This is a genomic window from Serratia sp. HMSC15F11, assembly GCF_001808215.1.
In the GTDB taxonomy this organism is placed as follows: domain Bacteria; phylum Pseudomonadota; class Gammaproteobacteria; order Enterobacterales; family Enterobacteriaceae; genus Serratia; species Serratia nevei.
In genome coordinates this window covers 68,795-93,540 of sequence record NZ_KV792399.1, presented here as the reverse complement: position 1 = coordinate 93,540, position 24,746 = coordinate 68,795, and the positions used below count along the sequence as shown (strand labels likewise).

At 61.6% G+C, this 24,746-nt stretch carries 23 protein-coding genes; 11 read left to right on the top strand and 12 right to left on the bottom strand.

Going from position 1 to position 24,746, the window contains the following annotated elements:
* The first annotated feature begins 157 nt into the window (after positions 1–157).
* Positions 158–310: a hypothetical protein gene (locus HMPREF3138_RS26635; RefSeq protein WP_168166338.1), complete on the top strand. Its 153-nt coding sequence runs from the start codon at positions 158–160 to the stop codon at positions 308–310.
* 1 nt (position 311) lies between these two features.
* Here the strand turns inward: HMPREF3138_RS26635 and ghrB are convergent, their stop codons facing one another.
* From ghrB to HMPREF3138_RS04365, 8 genes are all read right to left on the bottom strand, one after another.
* Positions 312–1,289, bottom strand: a complete 978-nt coding sequence (ghrB, locus tag HMPREF3138_RS04400) for a glyoxylate/hydroxypyruvate reductase GhrB (RefSeq protein ID WP_038875995.1) — start codon at positions 1,287–1,289, stop codon at positions 312–314.
* 73 nt (positions 1,290–1,362) lie between these two features.
* A complete protein-coding gene (locus tag HMPREF3138_RS04395) occupies positions 1,363–2,631 on the bottom strand; it encodes an MFS transporter (RefSeq protein WP_038875993.1) in 1,269 nt (422 codons plus the stop codon).
* A gap of 140 nt (positions 2,632–2,771) precedes the next feature.
* Entirely contained in the window at positions 2,772–3,737 is a 966-nt protein-coding gene (locus tag HMPREF3138_RS04390) for a sugar kinase (protein ID WP_038876064.1), read from the bottom strand.
* A gap of 7 nt (positions 3,738–3,744) precedes the next feature.
* Positions 3,745–4,497: a sugar phosphate isomerase/epimerase family protein gene (locus tag HMPREF3138_RS04385; protein WP_038875991.1), complete on the bottom strand. Its 753-nt coding sequence runs from the start codon at positions 4,495–4,497 to the stop codon at positions 3,745–3,747.
* A gap of 166 nt (positions 4,498–4,663) precedes the next feature.
* Positions 4,664–5,698: a LacI family DNA-binding transcriptional regulator gene (locus HMPREF3138_RS04380; RefSeq protein WP_038875990.1), complete on the bottom strand. Its 1,035-nt coding sequence runs from the start codon at positions 5,696–5,698 to the stop codon at positions 4,664–4,666.
* A 126-nt stretch (positions 5,699–5,824) separates the two neighbouring features.
* Positions 5,825–6,487: an OmpA family lipoprotein gene (locus HMPREF3138_RS04375; protein WP_016929583.1), complete on the bottom strand. Its 663-nt coding sequence runs from the start codon at positions 6,485–6,487 to the stop codon at positions 5,825–5,827.
* A 252-nt stretch (positions 6,488–6,739) separates the two neighbouring features.
* The gene (locus HMPREF3138_RS04370; RefSeq protein WP_070558812.1) at positions 6,740–7,192 is read right to left on the bottom strand and encodes an N-acetyltransferase; all 453 of its coding nucleotides are present in this window, start codon (positions 7,190–7,192) and stop codon (positions 6,740–6,742) included.
* A complete protein-coding gene (locus HMPREF3138_RS04365) occupies positions 7,189–7,755 on the bottom strand; it encodes a DNA-3-methyladenine glycosylase I (protein WP_038875986.1) in 567 nt (188 codons plus the stop codon). Before HMPREF3138_RS04365 ends, HMPREF3138_RS04370 begins: the two co-directional genes overlap by 4 nt.
* 196 nt (positions 7,756–7,951) lie before the next feature.
* Between HMPREF3138_RS04365 and HMPREF3138_RS04360 the strand changes: the two genes are divergently transcribed.
* The 7 genes from HMPREF3138_RS04360 (at position 7,952) to HMPREF3138_RS04330 (ending at position 19,019) form a co-directional block, all read left to right on the top strand.
* The gene (locus HMPREF3138_RS04360; protein WP_038875983.1) at positions 7,952–9,940 is read left to right on the top strand and encodes an autotransporter domain-containing esterase; all 1,989 of its coding nucleotides are present in this window, start codon (positions 7,952–7,954) and stop codon (positions 9,938–9,940) included.
* Positions 9,941–10,684: 744 nt separating this feature from the next.
* The gene (gene glyQ, locus HMPREF3138_RS04355; RefSeq protein ID WP_004933966.1) at positions 10,685–11,602 is read left to right on the top strand and encodes a glycine--tRNA ligase subunit alpha; all 918 of its coding nucleotides are present in this window, start codon (positions 10,685–10,687) and stop codon (positions 11,600–11,602) included.
* Positions 11,603–11,611: 9 nt separating this feature from the next.
* Positions 11,612–13,681, top strand: coding sequence for a glycine--tRNA ligase subunit beta (gene glyS, locus HMPREF3138_RS04350; RefSeq protein ID WP_038875981.1), 2,070 nt, complete (start codon positions 11,612–11,614; stop codon positions 13,679–13,681).
* A 308-nt stretch (positions 13,682–13,989) separates the two neighbouring features.
* A complete protein-coding gene (locus HMPREF3138_RS04345; protein WP_038875979.1) occupies positions 13,990–14,709 on the top strand; it encodes a DUF3053 domain-containing protein in 720 nt (239 codons plus the stop codon).
* 540 nt (positions 14,710–15,249) lie between these two features.
* Positions 15,250–17,169 carry a PTS mannitol transporter subunit IICBA gene (locus HMPREF3138_RS04340; RefSeq protein WP_038875977.1) on the top strand — a complete coding sequence of 640 codons (1,920 nt, stop codon included), beginning with the start codon at positions 15,250–15,252 and terminating at the stop codon, positions 17,167–17,169.
* A gap of 58 nt (positions 17,170–17,227) precedes the next feature.
* The gene (locus HMPREF3138_RS04335; protein ID WP_038875974.1) at positions 17,228–18,373 is read left to right on the top strand and encodes a mannitol-1-phosphate 5-dehydrogenase; all 1,146 of its coding nucleotides are present in this window, start codon (positions 17,228–17,230) and stop codon (positions 18,371–18,373) included.
* A 94-nt stretch (positions 18,374–18,467) separates the two neighbouring features.
* Entirely contained in the window at positions 18,468–19,019 is a 552-nt protein-coding gene (locus HMPREF3138_RS04330) for an MltR family transcriptional regulator (protein ID WP_016929575.1), read from the top strand.
* Here the strand turns inward: HMPREF3138_RS04330 and HMPREF3138_RS04325 are convergent.
* Positions 19,016–19,624 (bottom strand): LysE family translocator, encoded by a 609-nt coding sequence (locus tag HMPREF3138_RS04325; protein ID WP_038875972.1) that lies wholly within the window; start codon positions 19,622–19,624, stop codon positions 19,016–19,018. The two genes, HMPREF3138_RS04330 and HMPREF3138_RS04325, sit on opposite strands and share 4 nt — an antisense overlap.
* A 141-nt stretch (positions 19,625–19,765) precedes the next feature.
* On the opposite strand from HMPREF3138_RS04325, the gene HMPREF3138_RS04320 reads away from it, so the two are divergent.
* Positions 19,766–21,232 carry an aminotransferase-like domain-containing protein gene (locus tag HMPREF3138_RS04320; protein WP_038875970.1) on the top strand — a complete coding sequence of 489 codons (1,467 nt, stop codon included), beginning with the start codon at positions 19,766–19,768 and terminating at the stop codon, positions 21,230–21,232.
* A gap of 73 nt (positions 21,233–21,305) precedes the next feature.
* Positions 21,306–21,668 carry a YibL family ribosome-associated protein gene (locus HMPREF3138_RS04315; protein WP_004933989.1) on the top strand — a complete coding sequence of 121 codons (363 nt, stop codon included), beginning with the start codon at positions 21,306–21,308 and terminating at the stop codon, positions 21,666–21,668.
* A gap of 11 nt (positions 21,669–21,679) precedes the next feature.
* On the opposite strand, the gene HMPREF3138_RS04310 is transcribed toward HMPREF3138_RS04315, so the two are convergent.
* Positions 21,680–22,459, bottom strand: a complete 780-nt coding sequence (locus tag HMPREF3138_RS04310) for a class I SAM-dependent methyltransferase (RefSeq protein WP_038875967.1) — start codon at positions 22,457–22,459, stop codon at positions 21,680–21,682.
* Between the two features lie 102 nt (positions 22,460–22,561).
* Positions 22,562–23,233, bottom strand: a complete 672-nt coding sequence (gene yiiM / locus HMPREF3138_RS04305) for a 6-hydroxyaminopurine reductase (RefSeq protein WP_038875965.1) — start codon at positions 23,231–23,233, stop codon at positions 22,562–22,564.
* 131 nt (positions 23,234–23,364) lie between these two features.
* On the opposite strand from yiiM, the gene HMPREF3138_RS04300 reads away from it, so the two are divergent.
* Positions 23,365–23,979 (top strand): histidine phosphatase family protein, encoded by a 615-nt coding sequence (locus HMPREF3138_RS04300; RefSeq protein WP_015376170.1) that lies wholly within the window; start codon positions 23,365–23,367, stop codon positions 23,977–23,979.
* Between the two features lie 32 nt (positions 23,980–24,011).
* Here HMPREF3138_RS04300 and HMPREF3138_RS26965 read toward each other — a convergent pair.
* A partial coding sequence (locus tag HMPREF3138_RS26965) for a methyl-accepting chemotaxis protein (protein ID WP_049301048.1) occupies positions 24,012–24,746 on the bottom strand: 735 nt, incomplete at its 5' end.

Sequence of the window (24,746 nt, the reverse complement as noted above, 5' to 3'; positions counted from 1 at the left end):
GGTAGCGCCCAGTGTGGCAAACGGTGGAAAAATGGCCTCCTCCCTGCGGGGGTTTTTCGGGGAGGAGAGGAAGGGCGGAGCGTTTTCGGATTGATTCGGCTTGGCTTTGCGCGCGCGCTGCGGCAGATTAAACGATGAACATCAAAGGAGGTTAGCGATGACGGACAAAAACTGGCGAGAAGAGATCGTTCAGGCAATTCAGGATGCCGAATTGCAGCACTTCGCCGAAGAACATCAGCTGCAGGCGCTGTTCGCACCGCAGCAGGAAGAGCAACACGGCCGGTTATCCGCAGACCACCGGCCGTGCTGAGTTATTTCCGCAACAGCTGCGGGTTGACGCAGTTTTCTTTCACCGTGCCGGTCAACGCGGCGATCAAATTATCCACCGCACAGGCGGCCATGCCGTAGCGCGTTTCATGGGTGGCGGAGCCGATGTGCGGCAACGCCACCACGTTCGGCATGCTGAGCAGCGGCGAGTTGGCCGGCAGCGGCTCTTTCTCGAACACGTCCAACCCGGCGGCGTGGATCACGTCGTTTTGCAGCGCTTCGATCAGCGCCTGCTCATCCACCACCGGCCCGCGGCCGGCGTTGATCAGAATGCCGCTTTTCTTCATTTTCGCCAGCTGATCGCGGCCGATCATGTGGAAGGTTTGTTCGGTCAGCGGCAGCGTGATGCAAACGAAATCCGACTCGGCCAGCAGGGTATCCAGATCGCAGCGGCGCGCGTTAAAGCGCTGCTCCGCTTCTTCGTGTGTGCGGCGGGCGTTGTACAGCACCGGCATGCCGAAGCCGAAATGCGCGCGCTGCGCCAGCGCCAGGCCGATACGCCCCATGCCGAGGATGCCGATGGTTTTATGGTGCACGTCGACGCCGAACCAGTCCGGCCCGATGCTGCCGCGCCATTCGCCGGCCTTCACCCGCTCGGCCACTTCCACCACCCGGCGTGCGGTCGCCAGCACCAGGCTCATGATGGTGTCGGCGACGGTTTCGGTCAGCACCGTCGGGGTGTGCATCAGCAGCACGTTATGGGCGTTGAGCGCCTCGACGTCGAAGTTGTCGTAGCCGACGGAAACGGTCGAGGCCGCGCGCAGTTTGGGCGCCTGCTGCAGGAAGGCTTCGTCAATTTTACCGCCGGAACCGATGATCCCTTCGGCCTGCTGCAGCGCCTGGCGCAGTTCGTCGCGGTTCTCCGGCTGCAGGCCGTTGAAGGCGTGCACGGTGAAGTGCTGTTCCAGACGTTCACGCAGATCGGCAGGCAGGCTTTTGTACAATACGATAGAAGGCTTCATCACGAACTCCAGCTGGGCCAAAGGGGGCATGGCGCCCCCCCGGTTGGGTTAACAGATAAAAAGTATAACCGGATCAAGCCAATTGCGGCTGGATCTCGTTGCGGGTGGGTTTGACGATCAGCGTCAGCACCACCGCCACCACCAGTGCGATGGCCATAAACATGTAAGAGGCCGCCGGGCTGCCGGTGGCGCCATTCAGATAGCCGACGAACCACGAACCGAAGAACGACCCCAGCGCGCCCATGCTGTTGATCAGCGCCATGGCGCCCCCGGCAACGTTTTTCGGCAGCATTTCCGGAATGATGGCGAAGAACGGCCCGTAGGGGGCGTACATCGCGGCGCCGGCGACCACCAGCAGGCCGTAGGAGATCCAGAAGTGGTTGGTGCCCACGGCGTAAGAGCCGAAGAACGCCAGCGCGCCGATCAGCAGCAGCGGCCAGACGAACAGCTTGCGGTTTTGCATTTTGTCCGACGCCCAGGAGACCACGATCATGGCGATGGTCGCCGCCAGGTAAGGCACCGCGGACAGCCAGCCGGCTTCCACCATGCCCATCTGCATGCCGCTGCGCAGGATGGAAGGCAGCCACAGCACGAAGCCGTACACGCCGATGCTCCAGGCGAAGTACTGCACGCACAGCAGGATCACGTTGCGCGAACGGAAGGCTTCGCCGTAGTTGCGCACGGCCTTGATGCCTTTCTGCTCTTCGTCCAGCTGCTGTTGCAGCGCCTGTTTCTCCTCGGCGCTCAGCCAGCCGGCCTGCGCCGGTTTGTCTTTCGCCAGCACCCACCAGCAGAACGCCCAAATAACCGCCGGAATGCCTTCGATGATGAACATTTCACGCCAGCCGAAGGCGTGGATCAGGTAGCCGGACACCACCGACATCCACAGCACCGTCACCGGGTTGCCGAGGATCAGGAAGGTATTGGCGCGTGAGCGCTCCGATTTGGTGAACCAGTTGCTGATGTAGATCAGCATCGCCGGCATCACCGCCGCTTCCACCACGCCGAGGATAAAGCGGATGGCGGCTAACATCGGGATATTGCTGACCACGCCGGTCAGCGAGGCGCAGCCGCCCCACAGGATCAGGCACCAGAAGATCAATTTTTTGACGCTGCGGCGTTCGGCGTAGATGGCACCGGGAATTTGGAAGAAGAAATAACCGAGGAAAAACAGCGCACCCAGCAGCGAGGCCATGCCTTTGGTGATGCCGAGATCTTCATTGATGCCGGCGGCAGAGGCGAAGCTGAAGTTGGCGCGATCGAGATAGGCCAGGCTGTAGGTGATAAACACGATGGGCATGATGTACCACCAGCGTTTGGCCGCGACAGTCGCTTTGTTCATGTTCAGTATCCTTCAGTGGTGTTGCATCCCCTTCGCCCGGCACGCTGGGCATGCAAGACAAAGGGGCAGATGCTCTCCCGACGCGTCCCGGTTGTAGGGCCAGAGGCTGACGTCATGCGGAGAAGTCGTTTTTTTTATTGTTATTCGGCCAGCGCCGCGCGGGTTGGCAGGCCTTCGCTGTCGCCGATGGCCTGGATCGCCAGCGAGCCGATTTTGTTGCCGCGCTGCACCGCCTGTATCAGCGTTTTGCCTTCCAGCAGGGCGCTGAGGGTGCCGACGGCAAAGCCGTCACCGGCGCCGACGGTATCCACCACGTTGTCGACCTTGACCGCGGCCACTGCCGCCTTGTCGCCGGCGGCGGTTTTAAACCAGGCGCCGTCCGGGCCGGTTTTGATGATCACCGCCTGCACGCCGCGTTCCAGATAGAAATCGGCGATGCCTTCCGGCGTCGATTGGCCGGTGAGGATCTGCCCCTCTTTCAGTCCCGGCAGCACCCAGTCGGCGGCGAACGCCAGCTGGTTCAGCTGCTCGATCATCACCTCGCGGCTGGGCCACAGCACCGGGCGCAGGTTGGGGTCGAACGAAATGGTTTTGCCCATGGCGCGCATTTCGCGCGCCGCATGGTGGCACAGCGCCAGCGACTCGCTGGACAGCGCCGCCGCCACGCCGCTCAGGTGCAGGTGGCGCGCGGAACCAAAATACTCAGGGTTGAAATCGGCGACCGACAGGTGGCTGGCCGCCGAGCCTTTACGGAAGTATTCCACGCTGGGATCGGTACCATCGGTGGTTTTGGATTTCACCTGAAAACCGGTGGGATAGTGGCCGTCGACCGTCACCTGCCGGTAGTTGATGCCTTCTTTTTTCAGCTGCTGCAGGGTGAAGCGGCCGAACGAATCGTTGCCGACGCGGCTGACCCAGCCGACGTTCATGCCCAGACGCGCCAGGCCGATCGCCACGTTCAGTTCGGCGCCGGCGATGCGTTTGGTGAAGGTTTCCACCTCCGCCAAATCGCCGGTTTGCGCCGCCACGAACATCGCCATGGCTTCGCCCAGTGTGACCACATCCAGGGGCGCCTGCTGCGCCGTCGTTGCCGTTAACGTTGTCATCATGGGGTTACTCCGCACGCAAAATATTGACGTAATGGCGGGTGACGGCTTCCAGGTCATCGCCCTGCAACGGGAATTCGATGCCGCGCGGCGCATCGTGCGGCAGGCGGGCCAGCAGATCGCGCCAGCTGCCGTCGGTATCGTCCAGCGCGACGGCGCGCCAGCCGCGCGGGCCTTGGGTGGCGGCTTTGACGTGCACGTAACCGACGTGGCGGGCCAGGCGCTCGGCGGCGGCGAAGGCGTCTTGCCCCACCCATAGCCAGTTGGCCATATCGAAGGTCATGCTGACCGGCAGGTGGCTATCTTCCGCGGCGTGGAAAAAGGCGTTCAGCATCGACAAAATGCCGCAGTCCGGCGTCTGATCGTTTTCGACCACCAGTTTGACCGGGTGCTGCTCCAGCGCCACTTTCAGCTCGGTAAAATCGAAGCCGGGGCGGAAATGGCCGAGGGACAACTTCAGCCGGCGCGCGTTCAGCGCCTGCGCTTCCGCCAGCAGCGCCGGCAGGTTAGGGTTCAGCGTATGTTGCGGGGTGAACAGCGCCTCAGGGGCCGAGTAGACGGCGAACAGCTGCTGGCGTTCAATCTCTTGCGCCAGGGCCGGCAGGCTGTCCAGTTCGCCGGCGGCGAACAGTTCGCGGCGGATCTCCACCCCGTCGGCGCCCGCGCCGGCGATGATGGGCAACAGCGCGCGCTGGCCGCCGTGTTGTTTGACGGTATCGGTGCCGTAGGCGCCGGTGACCACGATGATTTCTGTTTTCATTTTGACTCCTGAGGCGGCATTGTTGCCGCCGCTGCTGTTACCGGTACGTTAAATGGAACCGGTTCCAGCGGAAAGCGACAGAGTGTAAAAATATGATCGCAATCACGAAGCTGAGCAAAAAACAGCCGATGAGGGCGGGGCGGGCAACGGCCCCGGAGAAGGCGGGTTAGCGGGTGGTGGAGCCGCGGACGATCAGCTCGCCGGAGAACATCTGCTCGCCGCTGGGGGCAGCCAGGCCCTGAATGCGCTGCACCAGCCGCTCCAGCGCCGCGTGCCCCATTTGGTAGGTGGGCTGTTTCAGCGTGGTGATGCCGACGCCCGCCAGCTCCGCCCACTCCAGCTCGTCAAAGCCCAGCAGGCCGATGTCGTTGCCCCACTGAATGCCGAGCCGGCGCATGGCGCGCGCCACCTGCAGCGTCAGGGCGCCGTTGGCGGAGATCACCGCCTTGCGCATGCCGCGATGGCGGCCGCTGAAATCGCTCAGCACCTGCTCCAGCTTCTGCCGATCGTTGAGCGGCGTTTCGGCCTGCTCCGCCAACAGCGTGGGGTGCTGTGCCATGGTGTGTCTGAAAGCGTGCAGGCGTTCGAGACGGGTATTGACCGTACCGAGCGGCTCGCTGAGGAACAGGATCGCTTCGAAACCTTGTTGTAGCAGATGTTCGGTGGCGACGGTGGCGGCTTCGCGGTTGTTCAGGCCCACCACGTCGCAGGCGAAGTCGGGGATTTTGCGGTCGATCAGTACCATCGGCAGCATCGACTGTTGCAGCGTGGATAACGCTTCCTCGCGCATGCCGACCGCGTTGACCACGATGCCTTCCACCCGGTAACTGCTGAGTAGCTGCAGGTAGTGCTGTTCCTGATTGACTTCGTTGTTGGTGTTACACACCAGCAGGGTAAAGCCGTGCTGGCGGCAGGCGGCCTCGATGCCGCGCATCACGTCCACCGAATAGGGGTTGGTGATATCGGCGAGGATCAGGCCGATCAGGCGGGTCTGGCCGCCTTTCAGGCTGCGCGCCATCTGGCTTGGCCGGTAGTCGAGCTGCCGGATCGCCTGTTCGATGCGCTGTTTGAGATCGTCGGAAAGCAGGTGTTGTTCACCATTTAGATAGCGCGACACGCTGGTCTTGCCGGTTTTGGCGATGCTGGCCACATCGCTGATGGTGGCGCGTCCCGAGGCGCGCGTTGCCTTGACAGTGCTCACAGCCGATCCCTCCTGCGGTTAATTGCCAAGGAGACTACCATACCCGATGTGCGGGCGGGAGTATTGAAGGGTAAGGAGAAAATCGCAGGGAGGCGGCGGGGCGCCGGTTGCGCGCCCCGCACGGGATTACTGCAGCGGGCTGAGGGTGATCTCGACGCGGCGGTTTTGCGCCTTGCCTTCCGCGGTGCTGTTGGAGGCGATCGGGTTGTCCGGGCCAGCACCGGTGGTGCGGATACGGTTTGCCGCCACGCCCTGGGTGATCAGCGCGCTGGCTACGCCGTCGGCGCGCTGCTGCGACAGGTTCATGTTGAGCGAGCGGGAGCCGGTGCTGTCGGTGTAGCCGACAACGTTGACCGCGGTTTTCGGGTACTCTTTCAGCACCATGGCGACGCCGGTCAGGGTGTTGGCGCCCGCCGGTTTCAGCGTGGCGCTGCTGCTGTCGAAGGTCACGTTGTTCGGCATGTTCAGCACGATGTTGTCTCCCTGGCGGGTGACGCTGACGCCGGTGCCTTTCATCTTGTCGCGCAGTTTGGCTTCCTGCACGTCCATGTAATAACCTGCGCCGCCGCCCAGTGCCGCACCGGCCGCCGCGCCGATCAGCGCGCCCTTGCCGCGATCTTTCTTGGAAGAGGACAGCACGCCGACACCGGCGCCCAGTGCGGCCCCGAGGCCTGCGCCGATGCCGGATTTGCCGACTTCGGATTCGCCGGTGTATGGGTTAGTGGTACAGGCCGACAGCGTGAGCGCTACGCTCACTGCACCGGCAATAATTGCAATGCGTTTTTTCATGTTCTTGTCCTTAATGGAATGGCATCAAAATCTGTACGCGCCTGCCCAAAACGGGGGCGCAAAAAATAGGCGACGCAGGTGGGGCCCGCGTCACCGCGCTACTATGACGCGTTGACTCGCCGGCAGTTCCGGAGAAAAACGTGACAAATGATGAGCGCGGGGAAGTGCTGGGGGAGTTATGCGGCAAAACGCCAGGCGACGCCATGAAGCGGATTCCTAATTGCGCGCATCCGGGGTGCGGATGCGCCTTTTTTAAGCCCAATGGGTTGAATTTTCGACTGCCGACCAGTTCATGATCAGCGTATAGGCCTGGGTTTCTTCATTGAACAGGCGCTGCGTCACCTGAAAGCCGTGCTTGTGGTAGAACGCGCAGGCACGCAGGTTCTGCTGGTACACCTCCAGGCTGAGCCGGCGGTAGCGCTGCTGCACGTGCGTCATCAGCGCCTGGGCGACGCCGCGGCCGTGAAACGCCCGATCGACAAACAGCGCGCCGATGAACTGCTCGTCCAGCACGCTGATAAAGCCAACGATCTCGTCGTGATGCCAGCAGGCCCAGCTCTGCGCGCGCGGCAGGGAGTTTTCCCGCACCAGCGCGGCGCTCTCACGCCAGTACTTTTCCGCCACGAACGGATGGGCGGCGATGGTGCTGGGCAGCCACAGCGCCATCAGCCGTTCGAGATCCTCCGGGCCACAGGGGCGGATCACCGTGGCTTTGGGTAGCAGATGCACCCCGTCAGATGATCGTTCACCAGCCCGCTGGCCTGCATGAAGGCGTAACAAATGGTGGAGCCGATAAACTTGAAGCCGCGCTTTTTCAGCGCCTTGGACATGGCGTCGGACTGTTCGGTTTTGGCCGGCACCTGGTTCAGCGCCTGCCAGCGATTGAGCTGCGGCCGGCCGCCGACGAAGTCCCAAATGAAGGCGACGAAATCTTCGCCGGCCGCTTCCATCGCCAGATAGGCCTTGGCGTTGGTGATGATGGCTTCTATCTTGCCGCGGTGGCGGATGATGCCGCTGTCCTGCAGCAGGTTTTCCACGTCCTCTGTGGTCATGGCGGCGACACGCTGCGGATCGAAACCGTGGAAAGCGCGACGGTAATTCTCGCGCTTTTTCAGCACGGTGATCCAGGAAAGACCGGCCTGTTGCCCCTCCAGACACAGCATTTCAAACAGCTCGCGTGCGTCGGTGGTGGGCGCGCCCCATTCCTTGTCGTGATACTCGAGATACAACGGATCGGCCGTCACCCAACCGCAACGTTCGTCTGCCATCCTGACTGTCCTTATGCTGTGTTTATGAACAGTAATCATCGCTCGTAGCGCCGAACTTGGCAAGCCTCTGATTGTTTTGTCATCAGCCCGCTTGACGTGACGAAAAAGCCGACAATAGTTACTACATGGCCGGTGGAAAACCGGTCAATGATAAAAACGACATTGCCTTCATTTGTAGGCTCTCAGGAGTCGATTCATGCCTCTGAAAATAACGTGCATGCCCCGCCCGGCGGCGCTTGCAGTGGCACTACTTTGCAGTGTGACCCTACCGGCTCAGGCGTACGATCAACTGTACGTCTTTGGCGACAGCCTGAGCGATACCGGCAATAACGGCCGGTTCACCTATGACGGCAACCAGCACTTGCTGTACGACGAAGCGTTGGCGCAACGCATCGGAGCGGCGCTGGTGGCTTCGGACAACGGCGGTGAAAACTACGCCGCCGGCGGCGCCGTTGCGGTGCCGGGCCTGAACCCGGTCGACAACACCCAGGATCAGGTGCAGCGCTACCTGAACCGGGTCAACGGCCAGGCCGACGGCGACGGGCTGTATATTCATTGGATCGGCGGCAACGATCTGGCGGCGGCGGCGCTGAATGCCGCTACCGCGCCCGGCGTGGCCTATAACAGCGCTGCGGCCGCCGCCGCGCAGGTGCATTCGCTGCTGAACGCCGGCGCCGGCACGGTGATCGTGCCAACGGTGCCGAACATCGGTTCCACGCCGCAGCTGATGGAATTGATCATTCAACAGGCGCTGTCGCCGGTGCAGGGGGCGGCGATCCAGGCGGCCTATGCCACGCTTAATTCGGTGGCGACGCCGGACAACGCTTCACGCACGCAGGCGATCCACGCGGCGTTGGCCACCGCGGCGAAGCAGGGCAGCGCCATTCCTCAGGTGCAGCAGGCGATCGCCGCGCAGCTTATCGCGGCGTATGACAGCCTGAGCGCGCAGGCCGCCCAGCTGACCGATTTCTATAATCAAAGTGAAGACCGTCTGCTGGCGCAGGGCGGCGGCAATATCGTTCGGGTGGACGTCAACAAGCTGTTCGCCGAAGCGATCGCCAATCCGGCGCAGTTCGGCTTCGCCAACACCGCCGGTATGGCTTGCCCGCCGGGCGTTTCCTCGGCGGTTTGTCGTTCCGATATGCCCGGCTTCGACGCCAGCCAGTCCTATCTATTCTCCGACCATTTCCACCCCAGCCCGCAGGCGCACCTGCTGATTGCGGATTATATTCAGGCGGTGTTGGATGGCCCGGCGCAGGTGGTGGCGCTGAATCAGGCGACCGCGGCGATGGCGCGCGACAGCCGCGCCACGCTCGACAGTCGCTTCCAGCAGCTGCGCAACGGCGACAACCCGCAGGGATCGCTGGGCGTGTTCGGCGGTTACGCCGGCCAGCACTACGACTATGCCGATAACCGGGCGGCGGGGGACGGCAATGCCACTACCCACAACCTGACCGTCGGCGTGGACTATCAGCTGACCGACGGTTGGTTAATCGGCGCGTTGATCGCCGGTTCCAACGACGATCAGCATCCTTCCAGCCGCTTTGATTACAAGGCGCGCGGGCTGCTGCTGTCGGCCTTCAGTTCGCTGGCGCTATTCGAGCATGGCTGGGTCAACGCCGATCTGCACTATGCGACGATGGATTATGACGACATCCGCCGCAGCATGCGGCTGGGGCCGCTGACGCGCACCGAAACCGGTTCGACCACCGGCAAGCAGTGGGGCGCGCGCGTGACCGCCGGCTATGACTTCCCGATTACTTCTTACCTGACCACCGGGCCGGTCGCGCAGTTCGCCTGGGATTACAGCCGCGTTTCCGGCTACGGTGAAGATGGCGATGACAGCACCGCCATGCGCTTCAACGATCAAACCTACCACTCGCAGATCGGCGCGCTGGGTTGGCGGCTGGATACGCAATTCGGCGTGTTTAACCCTTATGCGGAAGTGAGTTATCAGCATCAGTTCGGCGACGACGTCTACCGCGCCGGCGGTGGCTTGAAATCGACGCAAACCTCGTTCACCCGCGACAGTGCGGGCCAGGACAAAAACTGGGTGGATGTCACGCTGGGGGCCAACATGCCGTTGACGGACAGGGTATCGGCCTTCGCCACCGTGTCGCAAACCGGCGGGCTGAGCAGCGGCGAGCAGTTTATGTATAACGTCGGCGTCAGCGCGCGTTTTTGAATTGGCCATCGGCGCGCTCAACGGCGCAGGATAAGCCATAAGGTCTGATAAGGGATTTAAGCGGAGGGCGGCCTGGAGTGAATTATGCGGGCCGCAATGACGTTGGCGGAAATACAAAAAAAAACTGATCCTATGAAAGGATCAGGTAGCCACTTGGCCAACACCAGGGAAAATTTTATTTATTATTGTATAACCAAAGATTAACTGTCAATTTGTTTCTGTGGCCCGTTTGCGCCGTATTTCATCCCTCACCTTCCCTTCATGCCCAGAGCCTCGGTCCGCCGTGCGCTATCGCCTTATTTTTCACGTTAATAAGAAATAATCTGGCACTTGATCACATTATCTCTCGGTGAGGGGAGTTTTTTAGTTGATAAAATTAACAAAAATAACATTGTCGCAACTTTATCTTGTGGCAAATATAAGGATATGCGTACGTAAATCAGCCTGAATTTGGCCGGTGAGGCGAGATATAGCGTTCAGCTAATTGCTTATTTAAACGGCGGTGGGTGATGTTTTTGTTAAGTGTGCCTAATGAATTTGGCGGCGTCACGCCTTTCAGGCCGGCTCGTGGATGGCGAGGGGCCGGCCGGAGCGCCGTGTCTTCACGCTGCGGCTGACGTGTGAAAATCCAGCGCTTCTCACCCCGATTCGCACTTGTTGCCGGATTCTGGCTGTATATCTTACGGTCAAAGGGTATACTGGCCCATTCCATCTAAATCCACTTGTATCGCGTGCGAATTCAACATGCAAAAGTTTGATACCAAGACCTTCCAGGGCCTGATCCTGACACTGCAGGATTATTGGGCGCGCCAGGGCTGCACCATCGTTCAACCATTGGACATGGAAGTCGGCGCGGGAACCTCACACCCGATGACGTGCCTACGCGCACTGGGGCCGGAGCCGATGGCCGCCGCCTATGTGCAGCCATCCCGCCGCCCGACCGACGGCCGCTACGGCGAAAACCCGAACCGTCTCCAGCACTACTACCAGTTCCAGGTGGTGATTAAGCCGTCGCCGGACAACATTCAGGAACTCTACCTGGGCTCGCTGAAAGAGCTGGGTCTGGATCCGACCATCCACGACATTCGCTTCGTGGAAGACAACTGGGAAAACCCGACGCTCGGCGCTTGGGGCCTGGGTTGGGAAGTGTGGCTGAACGGCATGGAAGTGACGCAGTTCACCTACTTCCAGCAGGTCGGCGGCCTGGAGTGCAAGCCGGTGACCGGCGAGATCACCTACGGCCTGGAGCGCCTGGCGATGTACATCCAGGGCGTGGACAGCGTGTACGATCTGGTGTGGAGCAACGGCCCGCTGGGTGTTACCACCTACGGCGACGTGTTCCACCAGAACGAAGTGGAGCAGTCCACCTACAACTTCGAATACGCCGACGTCGACTTCCTGTTCTCCTGCTTCGAGCAGTACGAGAAAGAAGCCCAATCGCTGCTGGCGCTGGAAAAACCGCTGCCGCTGCCGGCCTACGAACGCATCCTGAAGGCGGGCCATACCTTCAACCTGCTGGACGCGCGCAAGGCGATTTCGGTGACCGAGCGTCAACGCTACATTCTGCGCATCCGCACGCTGACCAAAGCCGTTGCCGAAGCCTACTACGCTTCCCGCGAAGCGCTGGGCTTCCCGATGTGCAACAAGAAGAACGAGAACTAAGAGGCAGCCATGACTCAACAGACTTTCCTGGTGGAAATCGGCACGGAAGAGCTGCCGCCGAAGGCGCTTCGTTCCCTGGCGGAATCTTTCGCCGCCAACTTCACCGCCGAGCTGGACAACGCCGGCCTGGAACACGGTGACGTGAGCTGGTTCGCCGCACCGCGCCGCCTGGCGCTGAAAGTGGCCAACCTGAGCGCGGCGCAGGCCGATCGCGAAATTGAAAAACGCGGCCCGGCGATCGCCCAGGCGTTCGACGCCGAAGGCAAACCGAGCAAAGCGGCCGAAGGCTGGGCGCGCGGCTGCGGCATCACCGTCGATCAGGCGGAACGCCTGGTGACCGACAAGGGCGAGTGGTTGATGTACCGCGCCCACGTCAAAGGCCAGTCGGCGCAGCAACTGCTGGCCGGCATGGTCAGCACCGCGCTGGCTAAACTGCCGATCCCGAAACTGATGCGTTGGGGCGACTCCGACGTGCAGTTCGTGCGTCCGGTACATACCGTCACGATGCTGCTGGGCGCCGATCTGATCCCAGGCACCGTGCTGGGCATCGACTCTGCGCGCACCGTGCGCGGCCACCGCTTCATGGGCGAAGCCGAGTTCACCCTCGACAACGCCGACCAATACCCGCAGATCCTGTTGGAGCGCGGCAAAGTGGTCGCCGACTATGAAGCGCGTAAAGCCCTCATCAAGCGCGATGCAGAGCTGGCGGCGCAGAAGATTGGCGGCAAGGCCGATCTGAGCGACAGCCTGCTGGAAGAAGTGGCCTCGCTGGTGGAATGGCCGGTGGTGCTGACCGCCAAATTCGAAGAGAAATTCCTGGCGGTGCCGGCGGAAGCGCTGGTGTACACCATGAAGGGCGACCAGAAGTATTTCCCGGTGTATGACGCCGCGGGCAAACTGCTGCCGAACTTTATCTTCGTGGCCAACATCGAGTCGAAAGACCCGCAGCAGATCATCTCCGGTAACGAGAAGGTGGTGCGTCCGCGCCTGGCCGACGCCGAGTTCTTCTTCAATACCGACCGTAAGAAACGCCTGGAAGATAACCTGCCGCGCCTGGAAACCGTGCTGTTCCAACAGCAGCTGGGCACCCTGCGCGACAAAACCGACCGCATTCAGGCGCTGGCGGGCTGGGTTGCCGGCCAGATCGGCGCCGACGTCAACCACGCCACCCGCGCGGGCCTGCTATCGAAGTGCGACCTGATGACCAACATGGTGTTCGAATTCACCGATACCCAGGGCGTGATGGGCATGCACTACGCGCGCCACGACGGTGAGGCGGAAGACGTCGCCGTTGCGCTGAACGAGCAGTATCAGCCGCGCTACGCCGGCGATGCGCTGCCGCAGTCGCTGGTGGCCTGTTCCCTGGCGATCGCCGACAAGATGGACACCCTGGCCGGCATCTTCGGCATCGGGCAGCATCCGAAAGGCGATAAAGACCCGTTCGCGCTGCGCCGCGCCGCACTGGGCGTGTTGCGCATCATCGTCGAGAAAAACCTGCCGCTGGATCTGCAGACCCTGACCGAAGAGGCCGTGCGCCTGTACGGCAGCAAGCTGACCAACGCCAAAGTGGTCGACGAGGTGGTGGAATTCATGTTGGGCCGCTTCCGCGCCTGGTATCAGGAAGAAGGCCACGCGGTCGATACCATTCAGGCGGTGCTGGCGCGCCGTCCGACCAAGCCGGCCGACTTCGACGCACGCGTCAAGGCGGTGTCTCACTTCCGCACGCTGGAAGCGGCGGCGGCGCTGGCTGCGGCCAACAAACGCGTCTCCAACATTCTGGCCAAGTCTACCGAAACGCTGAACGACAGCGTGCGTGCCTCGGTGCTGAAGGACGCGGCGGAGATCCAGCTGGCGACTCATCTGGTGGTGCTGCGCGACAAGCTGCAGCCGTACTTCGCGGCGGGCAACTACCAGGAAGCGCTGGTGGAGCTGGCTGCGCTGCGCGAGCCGGTGGATGCGTTCTTCGACAACGTGATGGTAATGGCGGACGATGCGGAAGTACGCGTGAACCGCCTGACGCTGCTGAGCAAGCTGCGTGAACTGTTCCTGCAGGTGGCGGACATCTCCGTGCTGCAGTAAGCGATTCTCTGCTGTGAAAAGGCGCCTGCGGGCGCCTTTTTTTATTTCCGTTTCCTGGGCGCGAAGGCAAGGTCGCCTGGCGATTTGGGGGGCGACTTGGGGAAATTGAAGCGTCCGGTCGCCGACGGCAATGAACCTCAGTGCATTTTGCGCACGATTTTCAACCGCACCCGGCCGGGGCAATGCTCATCGCAAGCGGAATCGCGTATCGGAACGCCGCCAGTTGATCTATTCTTATAGGCGCACGGAGTGCGGAAAAAGGGGCGGAGTCCAATGAAAAAGCAGGTTTATAACAGGAGTTATGTCACATGGCGGTAGGGATCCAGAGCAGAGGTTTCGCGCGTTGGTTGGCACCGGTATTGGCATTGTTGGTGGTCATGCAATTGACCGCCTGCGGCGATAAAGAGCCGGAACAGCGCAAAGCATTTATCGATTACTTACAGAATACAGTGATGCGCAGCGGGGCGAACATCCCCACGCTGAGCGAAGATCAGAAGCAGAAGTTCGGCAACTATGCCGGCGATTACGCGATTTTGGTCGGCTTCTCGCAGCAGCTGTCCAGGTCGGTCGGTGCCAGCCTGACGCCGGCGCTGGATCAGATTAACCAGATCCGCACCGCGCAGGACTATCTGAACAAACGCGATGCGCTGCAGCAATCGGTCGGGGCGTTGAACCTGCTGGGCCAGCAGATCCAGTCAGCCAAATCACAGGCGGATACCGCCCGCGCGGCGCTGAAGCAGCCCGACGATCTGAAGGCGGTGTACAACCAGGCCTATGACAAGATCGTTACCGCACCGGCCAACGCACTGATGCCGGCGATCCCGACCACCGCCAGCTTTGTGCAGGATCTGGTGCAGGTCGGCGATTTCCTGCAGAGCCAGGGCAATCAGGTCAGCTTCAACAACAACGGCGTGCAGTTCCGCACCGCGCAGCAGGTGGCGCAGTACAACACCATGATGTCGAATCTGGTGGCCAAACAGCAGAACCTGATGAATGCGCAGAAAACCATTCAAAGCGTGACGCAATAACGCCTCCACGCACGCAGCAGGCCGGCATTACCGGCCTGTTTTATTTCCCCTCAGCGTTTCCAATAGCTTGCTGGTTTATTGCGCAGGCTTCTGTACTACACTTCAATTAATCCATTCATTCGGCAATGTAGTTTTCTTTCATTCATCACTTCGCTAGTTCCCGGCGGGATGAGTGCTCACAGGGAAGATCAAACAGAGCGTCGCGATCGGGCGCTGCAGCTGAAAATAAATTGTGATGTTTATCACAATTTAAAAACAAACCACCAATTTAAAAGTGTGACAAATGTCACGTTATGATGGGTTTTAAGGCGGTTTTTTTCTCACTGTGCTTTTTTTACACGCCATAAATGTGATCTTTGTCACTATAAAGGGTGGTTTGTTGGGGTGTTGTATGTGATTTGTATCACAAAAAATCCGTGAAGTTCGCGTGACAAAAACAGCGTGATAGAGTCCGTTTCGCATACAGCGGCAACACGGCTGGATCGTCACAACAATAATCACGCGCTCTATTGTCAGCGCGTAACAATAGGGGTGTGTTTTATGTTTTCACCAGACATCAAGGTTAAAGTGCAAAACTTTGGCCGCTTCCTGAGCAACATGGTGATGCCCAACATCGGCGCCTTTATCGCCTGGGGGATTATCACCGCGCTATTCATTCCAACCGGCTGGCTGCCGAATGAAACCTTAGCCAAGCTGGTCGGCCCGATGATCACCTACCTGCTGCCGCTGCTGATCGGTTATACCGGCGGGCGGCTGGTGGGCGGCGATCGCGGCGGCGTCGTCGGCGCCATCACCACCATGGGCGTCATCGTCGGCGCCGACATGCCGATGTTCCTCGGCGCGATGATCGCCGGCCCGCTGGGCGGCTGGGCTATCAAGCACTTTGACCGCTGGGTGGACGGCAAGATCAAAAGCGGCTTTGAAATGCTGGTGAACAACTTCTCCGCCGGCATCATCGGCATGCTGCTGGCGATCCTGGCCTTCCTCGGCATCGGGCCGCTGGTGGAGGTGCTCTCCAAGCTGCTGGCGGCGGGCGTACACGTCATGGTGACGAACAACCTGCTGCCATTGGCGTCCATTTTCGTTGAACCGGCGAAAATCCTGTTCCTGAATAACGCCATCAACCACGGCATCTTCTCGCCGCTGGGTATCCAGCAGGCTACGGAAGCCGGCAAGTCGGTGTTCTTCCTGATTGAAGCCAACCCAGGCCCGGGCATGGGCGTACTGATGGCCTACATGTTCTTCGGCCGCGGCAGCGCCAAGCAATCCGCCGGCGGTGCGGCAATCATTCACTTCCTGGGCGGCATCCACGAAATCTACTTCCCTTACGTGCTGATGAACCCACGCCTGCTGCTGGCGGTGATCCTGGGCGGCATGACCGGCGTCTTCACCCTGACGATGCTGAACGGCGGCCTGGTTTCTCCGGCGTCTCCGGGTTCGATCCTGGCGGTGCTGGCGATGACGCCGAAAGGCGCCTACTTCGCCAACATTGCGGCGGTGTGCGCAGCCTTTGCCGTCTCCTTCGTGGTGTCCGCTTTCCTGCTGAAAACCTCCAAGGTGAAAGAGGATGACGATCTGGAAGCCGCAACCCGTCGCATGCAAGAGATGAAATCGCAGTCCAAAGGCGGCGCAGCGGCGCCGGCATCGGTCGATGGCGATCTGAGCACCGTGCGCAAAATCATCGTCGCCTGCGATGCGGGCATGGGTTCCAGCGCCATGGGCGCCGGGGTGCTGCGCAAGAAAGTGGCCGACGCCGGGCTGAAGAACATCTCGGTGACCAACAGCGCCATCAACAGCCTGCCGGACGACGTGGATCTGGTGATCACCCACCGCGATCTGACCGAGCGCGCGATGCGCCACGCGCCGCAGGCCCAGCACATCTCGCTGACCAACTTCCTCGACAGCAAGCTGTACAGCGATCTGGTCGATCGCTTGCTGGCGGCCAACAAAACCAGCGACAACCAGCAGAAGGTGCTGGGCGCGCTGGACGACAGCTTCGAAGCCGGTGAGCCGAACCTGTTCAAGCTGAGCGAGAGCAACGTGTTCCTCAACCTGCAGGCCAGCGACAAAGAGCAGGCGATCCGCTTCGCCGGCGAGCAGCTGGTGAAAGGCGGCTACGTCGAGGCGGAGTACGTGCCGGCGATGCTGGAGCGCGAGAAACTCACCTCCACCTACCTGGGCGAGTCGATCGCCGTGCCGCACGGCACCATCGAGGCCAAAGACCGGGTGCTGCGCACCGGCGTGGTGTTCTGCCAGTACCCGCAGGGCGTGCGCTTCGGCGAGGAAGAGGATGAAGTGGCCCGCCTGGTGATCGGCATCGCCGCGCGCAACAACGAGCATATCCAGGTGATCACCAGCCTGACCAACGCGCTGGATGATGAGAGCGTGATTGAGCGGCTGGCGAATACCACCAGCGTGCAGGAAGTGCTGGACCTGCTCGGCGGCAAAAAAGCCGGATAACAGAATCATTTTAAAGGGTGCAGCTTGCTGCACCCTTCGACATTAAGAAGGTAGAGTTATGAAAGCATTACATTTTGGCGCAGGGAACATCGGCCGCGGTTTTATCGGCAAGCTGCTGGCGGACGCAGGGGTTGAGCTGACCTTCGCCGACGTCAATCAAACGGTGCTGGATTTGCTGAACAGCCGTAAAAGCTACGCGGTGCACGTGGTGGGCGAGCAAGAACGCGTGGAGAGCGTCAACAACGTCAGCGCCGTCAACAGCGGCAGCGAGGCGGCGGTGGCGCTGATCGCTGAGGCGGATCTGGTGACCACCGCCGTTGGCCCGCAAATTCTCGCCAAAATCGCCGGCACCCTCGCCAAAGGGCTGGTGCTGCGCCATCAGCAGGGCAATGCGCAACCGCTGAACATCATCGCCTGCGAGAACATGGTGCGCGGCACCAGCCAACTGAAACAGCATGTGTTCGCCGCGCTGCCGCAGGACGAGCAGGCCTGGGTTGAGCAGCACGTCGGCTTCGTCGACTCGGCGGTCGACCGCATCGTGCCGCCGGCGGACAGCAGCGATCCGCTGGAAGTGACGGTGGAAACCTTCAGCGAATGGATCGTCGATCAGACCCAGTTCAAAGGCCAGCCTCCGGCGATCGCCGGCATGGAGCTGACCGATAATCTGATGGCGTTCGTTGAGCGCAAGCTGTTCACCCTCAACACCGGCCACGCCATCACCGCCTACCTCGGCCAACGGGCCGGGCTGCAAACCATTCGCGACGCCATTCTCGACCCGGCGATCCGCCGCGTGGTGAAAGGGGCGATGGAAGAGAGCGGCGCGGTGCTGATCAAGCGCTACGGCTTCGATGCCGACAAGCACGCTGCCTACATCAACAAAATCCTCGGCCGCTTCGAAAACCCGTATCTGCACGACGACGTCGAGCGCGTGGGACGTCAGCCGCTGCGCAAACTGAGCGCCGGCGATCGCCTGATCAAACCGCTGCTGGGCACGCTGGAATACGGCCTGCCGCACGCCAACCTGATCCAGGGCATCGCCGCCGCCATGAGCTACCGCAGCGAACAGGATCCGCAGGCTCTGGAGTTGGCGGAATTGCTGAACACGCTCGGGCCGAAAGCCGCGCTGGCGCAAATTTCCGGCCTGCCGGCGGAAAGCGAGGTTGTAGAAGAGGCCGTTGCTGTGTATAACGCCATGCACAAGTAGAATCGTGATGATGAACACCCGAGCGCAGCTTGCTGCGCTCCTGCAACCCGAGTTCGGCATCGACGGCCCTCCCCACGCCTTTCGAAAAGCGACGATGGAAGAAGCACAGGCATTTGAAAACCAGGTTCTGGAAAAGCTGAACGCGGGCAAAACGGTGCGCAGCTTCCTGATCGCGGCGGTAGAGCTGCTGGCGGAAGCGCTCAACGTGCTGGTGGTGCAGGTATTCCGCAAGGATGACTACGCGGTGAAATATGCCGTCGAACCGCTATTGTCCGGCAGCGGCCCGCTCGGGGAGCTGTCGGTGCGCCTGAAGCTGATGTATGGGCTGGGGGTGATCTCTCGCCACGAATATGAAGACGCCGAGCTGCTGATGGCGATGCGCGAAGAACTGAACCACGACGGCTCGGAATACCGCTTCGTCGACGACGAAATCCTCGGGCCGTTCGGCGAGCTGCACTGCGTGGCCGCGCTGCCGCCGGTGCCGACCTTCCTGCAGCCGGGCGAAGCGGATGAAGCGCTGATCGCCATGCAGCGCCAGCGCTATCAGCAGATGGTGCGCTCCACCATGGTGCTGTCCATTACCGATCTGATCGCCGGCATCGGCGCCAAACAACCTTCCCGGCTCTCTCCTCTCGGCCGCGGCTAAGCAAAGGCCGCGCGCCACTCGTCGAACAACAACCACAGCGCGGTGGCGGCCATCAGGCCGGACATCACGCCGTTGAAGGCGCGCAGCTTCCAGGTGACCCGCAGCGCGTTGCGCAACCGGTCGCCCAGCACCGCCCACAGCAGCACGCACGGCAGGTTCAGCAGCGCGAAGCCGGCGATGACCGACAGCGTATGGACAAAGGTGGCGCCTTCGCGCGGGGTGAACAGGATCGCCACGTTGATCACCATCAGCCAGGCCTTGGGGTTGACCGCCTGAAACAGCGCGCCGTTGAGCAGGCTCATCGGCTGCGCCTGCTCTTTGGCGTCCGGCGAGGCCGCCTGGAACAGTTTCCATGACAGCCACAGCAGGTAGGCGCAGCCGATCACCGCCAGCGGGAGGCGGATGACGCCGGCCCAGCTCAGCGCCAGCGCCAGCAGCGGGATAATGATCGCCAGCTGCACCGCACAGCCGACGCAGATGCCAAGCAGCATCGGCAGGGTGCGGCGCAGGCCGAAGTTGACGCCCGACGAGGCCAGCAGCAGGTTGTTGGGGCCGGGGGTAATCGACATGACGGTGACGTAGCTGACAAAGGCGGAGTCCAGCATGGCAGGTTCCTTGAAAATGGCGGTAATACGAGAGGATCAGCATAATCGCTGCGATGGGATGGTGACAGAACCACAAATCGGATATTGTCATGGTTACAGTTGTGCAAAATGTAAACTGTACCCATTGCCTGGAGAGAAACTGTGACCCTACTCGATGAAACCCCGGATACCCGTTACCTGCAGCTGGCGGATACGCTGGCCGAGGCCATTCGCCGCGGCACGCTGCGGCCCGGCGACCGCCTGCCGTCGGTACGGCGCTGTGCGCAAACCCATCGCGTCAGCATTAATACTGTGGTGTCGGCTTACCGCACGCTGGAGGATCGCGGGCTGATCGAAGCGCGGCCGCAGTCGGGGTTTTATGTCCGCAGCACGCTGCCGGCGCTGAAGATGGCCTCGGCGCCCAGCGGGCGCATCGAACCGCCGGCGGACGACGTGCTGGCGCTGATCGACACCGTGTTTGCCGCCCAGCAAAACCCGGCTTTCACCAACATTGCGCTGGCCTGCCCGCAGACCAGCGATTTTTATCCCGGCGGCAAGCTGGGGCGCATGCTCTCCTCTCAGTTGCGCCGCCAGCCGGATCTGATCGGGCAGTACCCGTTGCCGCCCGGCAGCCTGCGGCTGCGTCAGCAGATCGCCCGCCGCTCGATGACGCTGGGCATGCTGCTGGAGCCGGGCGACGTGGTGCTGACTCACGGCTGCATGGAAGCGCTGCAGCTGGCGCTGCGCGTCACCACCAAACCGGGCGACTGCGTCGGGCTGGAGTCGCCGACCTACTTCTACCTGCTGCCGCTGCTGGCCAGCCTGGGGCTGAAAGCGCTGGAAATCCCCACCGATCCGCAGCTGGGGCTGTCGCTGGACGCGCTGGAACTGCTATTGAACGAGAAACGGCTGAACGCGGTGATCGCCATGCCGACGGTGCAAAACCCGCTGGGCTGCACTATGCCGCTGGCGGCGAAAAAGCGGCTGGCGCGGCTGATGAACGATCATCAAGTGCCGTTGATTGAAGACGGGCTGTATGCCGAGATCCAGTTCGGCGGCGCGCTGTCGCCGGCGGTGAAGGCGTTCGATCGCGACGGCTGGGTGCTGTTTTGCTCCAGCTTTACCAAAACGCTGGCGCCGGATTTTCGCGTCGGCTGGATCTGCGGCGGCCGTTTCCACGAGGCGTTGCGCAAGCTGAAGGCGGTGTCGTCGATGTCCGAGTCGCAGCTGCTGTCGGAAACGCTGGCGACCTTCCTGGAGAGCGGCGGTTACGATCACCATTTGCGCAACCTGCGCAAGCGCTATGCGGCGCAGGTGGACGAGGCGCGGGCGCTGATCGCCCGGCATTTCCCGCGCGGCACGCTGGCCACGCAGCCGGCGGGCGGGTTCGTGTTTTGGGTCGAATTTCCCCCCGGCGTGGACAGCGTGGCGCTGTTCCATCAGCTGCTGGAGGAGCAGATTTGTTTGACGCCGGGCACTTTGTATTCGCCCAGCGGGCGCTATCGCAACGCGCTGCGGCTCTCCTGCTGCTACCCGTTCAACGCGCGCTACACCCAGGCGTTGGCCCGGCTCGGCGCCAGGGCCTGCGAGATGAGCGGCCTGCCGCCCGGCATTGCGCAAGACGGGTAACGGCGCGCGCCTTTTGCTACAATGCCGGTATCGTTGATTAGCGTGCCATTTTGGGCACAACGGGCCAGAGACCATGAAAGAGAAAGAAAAGGCAGAGATCAAGCGCCTGAGCGACCTGCTGGACGCCTTGAACCACAAAGATGCCACTGTGATCCAACAGGGCAACCCTGAGTTGATCGCGCAGCACACCAAAGAGAAAGAGAAGCTGGCGACGGAGATCGAACGCCTGAAAAACGTGCGCGGCGAGAAGCTGAGCGCCGAAGCGCAGAAGCTGAGCAAGCTGCCGTTCAGCCGCGAGATCACCAAGAAAGAGCAGGCCGATATGGGGGCGCTGAAGAAGAGCGCGCGCGGGCTGATCGTGGTGCACCCGATGACCGCGCTGGGCCGCGAGATGGGCCTGAAAGCGGTCACCGGTTACGCCAAGAAAGCGTTCTGAACCCCCGGACGTCAGACCTTGGTGGTGAAATACGCCTTGGTCTGATAGGGCACGGTGACCGTGTCCTGGCCCCGCAGTTCCTCTTCTTCCGCCACCAGCTGGCGCAACCGCTCGATAACCTGCTCCTGTTGCGGCTGCGGCAGCGCGGCGATAAAGCTGGTTGAACGCACCCGGTTGTAGATCACGTCCTCCACCGCGCCGCGGTGACCCAGCATAAACACCTGTTCCTGCAGCGGTTCAAAGCCTTTGAACGGGAAGAACTTGCGCCATTCGCCGGTATAGAAACGCGGCGCATCGCCTTCGTGGCTATCGACGATCTGATTCAATTTACGCACCCAACCGACGCGCGCATCGCGCATGTTCCACACCAGACCGAGTTTGCCGCCGGGCTTGAGGATGCGCTGGATTTCCGCCAGCGCCTGCGGCGTGGCGAACCAGTGGAAGGATTGGGCGCACACCACCGCATCGACCGACTCGTCCGGTAGCGGGATCGCCTCGGCGGTGCCCGCCAGCGTTTTCACCTGCGGCAGCGCCGCCGACAGTTTTTCCAGCATTTGCGGCACCGGTTCGACGGCGATCACCTGCGCGCCGGTTTCCAGCAGGCGCGGGGTAAACTTGCCGGTACCGGCGCCGAGATCGATGACCGTCATGCCGGCGTGCAGGCCGATAGTTTCACGCAGCCAGACGGCGATTTCCGGCGGGTAATCCGGCCGGCCTTTCACATAGCGATCGGCGTTGGCCTGATAGCCTTCGGCGGCGGCGTGATGAATCAAATGGGTCGGGGGGGTCATTACCTGGCTCCTGGCTGAAAAAACGTGCGGCTACAGTATAGGCGGAAGAATAGGGTTAACGCGGCATTCGGCGCACGTTTTTCATCTTTTCCGCCCGCGATTTCAACGGCCGAGCAGGCGGCGGTTGAAGTCCTCGAGGCGCCCTTCGGCAAGCCGCGTGAGCATGGTCTTGCTCCAGCTGGCGGAGAGGCCGGCCACCGCCAACAGGCGGCGATACTGTTCCGCGTCGAACGGCATATGCCAGGCGATGGCGATGGCTTCGGCGACCGACACGTCGCTGTTGCGTGCTGCCAGCTCCAGCGGACGATCGCCGCTGACCGCGCCGGGCGACACCACCCGATACAGCCAGCCGCAGCGGCCGCTTTGCTGCATCAGCACCGAAATATCCTCGATGGCGAAGTGATAATTGAGCTTGTAGCACGGCGAGCGCGGCTGGGTGACCTGGATCAGCGCTTCGCCCCAGCGGAAGATGTCGCCCATAAACACATTGTGTTCGGTCAGCCCTTCGGTGGAGATATTCTCGCCGAAGGCCGGGGCGCAAAATTGCTCGGCCTGCGCCGGAAACTGCTCGCGCCAGTGGGCATAATGCTCGCGCGGGTAGTGGCACAGCGCGCGGTCCGGCCCGCCGTGGTAGCTTTTTTCGGCCTGTTCGTCGCCTTCCAGCCCGAGCGGCGTGAGCCGGATGGCGCCATCCACCTGGCGTTTGGCGATGGCGCTGGGGCGCCCGCCTTCATAGGGTTGGATGCTGCCGATGTAAACGTCTGGGTGATGCATGTGCGCCTCCGTGTCTCGCGTCGAGGGCTCAGCATAGCCTGAGTTGTTCCCGTACACTACCCGGCGTTTACCTGTACGGAAGGATGTGTTTTTCCTGTCTATATTTAGGCTTTTATCGTCGAGAAAAAACCATGCGTTTCATTGTATTGAGGCATGCGGAGTCAGAATGGAACCGCTCGGGGATTATTCAGGGGCGAAGTGACAGTCCGCTGACAGAAGAGGGGCGACGTCAAATCGCTGGGCTTGGCGCTCGCTTGCAAATGTTATCGGTCACTTTGTTGATCAGTTCACCGGCTGGCCGGGCTTTTACGACAGCGGAGACGTTGGCTGAGAGATGTGGCTGCACTGTGCAAATGGATAAGCGTTTGCAGGAGCAAGATTTTGGCCGACTGGAAGGATTATCTTATGCGCAGGCCATGCGCGATTATCCTGAAGCGACGCAGTGCCTCTTTGCCGGTAAGGCAGAGGCGTCGGCTCCGGGAGGGGAGAATGCTTATGAGGTTGCCTGGCGCCTGATGGCTTGTCTGTCCGATCTGGCTGTCGATGGACAAAATCAAACGCTTGGTGTGGTTACGCATGGCCATGCTCTGCAGGCACTGATTTGGTGGCTTAAAGGGGCTGACCCGCAGGAGGACCTCCGCAGATACGGTCATCGCAATTGCGGCTACGCAATGCTTGATGCGACCGCCTCTGGTTTTAATTTGTTGAATTGGGGAGTCGCGACCCACCTGTTGCCACAAAGATAGGGCGAGGAACGGATATTCCTCGCCTGAGGGCGTCAGAAGGTGGTCCAGTTCTCTTCCGCTGCGGCGTTGGCGGCCGCGGGTTTTACGGCCGGCGCTTTCGGCGCGGCGGCTTTCACGGCGGCGGGTTCGGTCTGCTCCGCCAAACGGAACACCGAAACGCTCTGCAACAGCATGTCGGCCTGCTCTTCCAGCGAATCGGCGGCGGCGGCGGACTCTTCCACCAGCGCGGCGTTCTGCTGAGTGGTATGGTCCATTTCGACGATCGCCTGGCCAATCTGGGCGATGCCGCGCGTCTGTTCATCGGAGGCGGCGGCGATCTCGGCCATGATGTCGCGCACGTGGGTAACCGAGCGGACGATCTGCTCCATGGTATTGCCGGTGCTTTCCACCAGTTCGGTGCCGGTTTTCACCCGGCTGACCGATTCGGCGATCAGCCCTTCGATCTCCTTGGCCGCCTGGGCGCTGCGGCTCGCCAGGCTGCGCACTTCGCTGGCAACCACCGAGAAGCCCCGGCCCTGTTCGCCGGCGCGCGCCGCTTCGACCGCGGCGTTGAGCGCCAGGATGTTGGTCTGGAAGGCAATGCCGTTGATCAGGGTGGTAATTTCGGCGATACGCTGCGAACTGCTGGAGATATCGCGCATGGTGCTGACCACGTTTTCCACCAGCTTGCCGCCCTGCTGCGCGGTCTGCGAGGCGTCGGTGGCCAGCTGATTGGCGTGATGGGCGTTGTCGGCGTTCTGTTTCACCGTGGCGGTCAGCTGTTCCAT